2 protein-coding genes are annotated in these 2,785 nt (G+C 65.8%); one reads left to right on the top strand and one right to left on the bottom strand.

Going from position 1 to position 2,785, the window contains the following annotated elements:
* The first annotated feature begins 50 nt into the window (after window positions 1–50).
* The gene (gene nagE / locus JOZ79_RS03990; protein WP_294070919.1) at window positions 51–1,745 is read left to right on the top strand and encodes an N-acetylglucosamine-specific PTS transporter subunit IIBC; all 1,695 of its coding nucleotides are present in this window, start codon (window positions 51–53) and stop codon (window positions 1,743–1,745) included.
* Here nagE and JOZ79_RS03985 read toward each other — a convergent pair.
* The coding region (locus JOZ79_RS03985; protein ID WP_294070916.1) for a family 20 glycosylhydrolase at window positions 1,742–2,785 on the bottom strand (1,044 nt) is incomplete at its 5' end. The genes nagE and JOZ79_RS03985 overlap by 4 nt on opposite strands.

Raw genomic sequence — 2,785 nt, 5'->3', positions numbered from 1 at the left:
GCTGCGCAGGTGCGCGCGCTCGCAGCCGAGCTGCTGCAGGGAGATGAACGATGATCCAGCTGCGCCTTGACAAGCTGCAGCCGCTCGGCCGGGCGCTGATGCTCCCAATCGCGGTCTTGCCGATCGCCGGCATGCTGCTTCGGCTCGGCCAGCCTGATCTGCTCAACATCGCCTTCGTCGCTGCAGCGGGCGACGCCATCTTCTCGCATCTTGGCCTTTTGTTCGCGATCGGCGTCGCGGTCGGCCTTGCGCGGGAGAACCATGGCGCCGCGGGACTCGCAGGCGCTGTCTGCTTCCTCGTCCTTACCGAGGGCGCGAAGGCATTGCTTCACGTCACCCCCGATGTAACCGCGAGCTTCGCGGACCAGGCCAGCAAGGATCTCGCCACTGCGGCATGGAAGGCCAAGCAACTCGATAAACTGAGCGTTCCGGCCGGCATCCTGTCCGGCGTCGCAGCGGGGTTGCTCTACAACCGGTTCAGCGACATCAAGCTGCCGGATTATCTTGCATTCTTCGGCGGCCGTCGGTTCGTGCCGATCGCGGCCGGCGCGGTCGGCCTGATCGGGGCTTTCCTGTTCGGATATGGCGATCCCTATCTCGAAAGCGGCATCGACCAGCTCAGCCGAGCAGTTGTTGCGTCCGGGAACGTCGGCTTGTTCGCCTATGGCCTGCTGAACCGCCTGCTGATCGTCACCGGGCTGCACCATATCATCAACAACATCACCTGGTTCATCATCGGCGATTTCCACGGCAAGACCGGCGACCTCAACCGCTTCTTCGCGGGCGATCCGACCGCCGGCGCCTTCATGGCTGGCTTCTTTCCAGTGATGATGTTCGGGCTGCCGGCGGCGTGCCTGGCGATGTACCGCGCGGCCTTGCCGGAGCGGCGGAAGGCTGTTGGCGGCATGTTCCTGTCGCTTGCGCTGACCTCGTTCCTCACCGGAGTGACCGAGCCGATCGAATTCAGCTTCATGTTCCTGGCGCCGGCGCTCTACCTTTTGCATGCGGTACTCACCGGCGTCTCGATGGTGGTCATGAACCTGCTGGGCGTGAAGCTCGGATTCGGCTTTTCGGCCGGGCTGTTCGATTATGGCCTCAACTTCGGGCTGTCGACGCGGCCATTGCTCCTGATCCCGGTCGGCCTGCTCTACTTCGCTGTTTATTATGCCTCGTTCAGCTGGTGCATCCGCCGCTTCGACCTGAAGACGCCGGGACGAGAGGCCGTCGAGGACGCTGCATCGCCGGAGGTTGTCAGCACGGGCAGCCGCGGCGGCGATTTTGCGCTCGCGCTGGGCGGGGCAGCGAACCTCAAGAGCGTCAACGCCTGCATGACACGGCTGCGGCTGACGCTGAACGATCCCGATGCAATCGACGAGCCGACCTTGCGGTCATTGGGCGCCCGGGGCTTCGTCAGGCCCGGCGGCGACGCGCTTCAGGTCGTGCTCGGCCCGATCGCGGACCAGGTTGCCGGAGAGATCCGGGCGGCCCTGCGCGGCGGCGCTTCATTTCCGGCCACGGGTGGCGGCGACTGGCTGGCAGCGCTTGGCGGCTCCGACAACGTGCGGAGCGTGGAGCGCCGGTCCGGCCGGCTGATCGTCGGGCTGGGCGATGGCGCGACCGTCGACGACGCCGCTTTGAACCGGCTCGGTGCAAGGGCAGTGGTGCGATCCGAAGGCGGCCGTCTTCACATCCTGGCCGATGAGGCGACGGCGGCGGGCGTCGCCGCTGCGCTGCAGCCCGCCTAGCTTCCTTTCACCTGGACGATGCGGCTGGTCCGCCGCCCGTCGAAGGACCGCGTTCGCAGCTCCACCGTGCCGCTCACGCGGACCGCATCGGCGTAACGTGTCCAGCCGCCGCCGTTGACCCGGTACTCGATCGTCTGGCCAGGAAATTCGCTGTTCGCCTCGAGCATGCCGCCGACAACGTGCGCGCCCGGAGGGGCAAGGCGGTAAATGACGTCCGCCCGTTCGAGACTTGCGAGCTGGAACGGCATTTTCGAGGCGAAGCTTGCCCAGTCGCTGTCGAGCGCCGGCGTATCGACCTTGCCGTCACCGTAAGCGTAGGATGTCCCGGCGTTATAAGCCGGCTCCCACGGGCCTCGGTGCCAGCTACGCTCTGCCAGCGCGAGCAGGCGCGGGAAGAGCATGTAATCGGCGATCGAATCGCGGCGGACGGTCTCGCTCCACAGATTGCCTTGAGCACCGGTGATCGAGCGGCCGGTCTTCAGCGCCACGGTGTCAGTCACGGTCGTCGGCTTGTCGTGAATGTCGGTTTTCACCGATGCATTGGCCGGAAGGTTATCCGGCATGAAGCTGAACACCGAGAAGGTGTCGACGCCGCGCGTCCCCCAGTCATAGCCGCGTTCAAGCGGATTGGGAGCATAGGGCATGTCGAGATAGAGCACGTTCGGGACGGCGATAACCGACTTCCAGCCAAGATTGGCGGCGCGGTTGGCATCGGCCGGCGCGGCCGTGAACAGGTCGCTCCAGATGTCCGACTGGACCCGGCCGGGCATCTTTGTCGGGTCCACATGATCGAGCCCGTCGCTCCAGCCTGCGACCGCGATATTCTTGCCGGCGAGGGAGCTGGAGACCCGTTCGATGAACATCGGGCCAAGCTCGGCGACCTTGAGGCCGGTCTTTGTCATCAGGGCCTGGCAAGCCGGCGAGCCGGACCAGGCGCCTGCCGTCTCGTCCGCGCCGATATGATAGGTCCTGAGCGGAACGCCGGCGGCGGCGTGCATCGCCGCGATCTCGTCCAGCACGGCATCGATGAAGCGATAGGT

Origin of the sequence: Sphingomonas sp. (assembly GCF_019242355.1) — a bacterium.
In the GTDB taxonomy this organism is placed as follows: Bacteria; Pseudomonadota; Alphaproteobacteria; order Sphingomonadales; family Sphingomonadaceae; genus Sphingomicrobium.
This window is presented reverse-complemented; position numbering and strand designations above follow the sequence as displayed.

Coding starts and splice junctions, on each gene's coding strand:
- nagE (WP_294070919.1), top strand. CDS start 51: ATGATCCAGCTGCGCCTTGACAAGCTGCAGCCGCTCGGCCGGGCGCTG.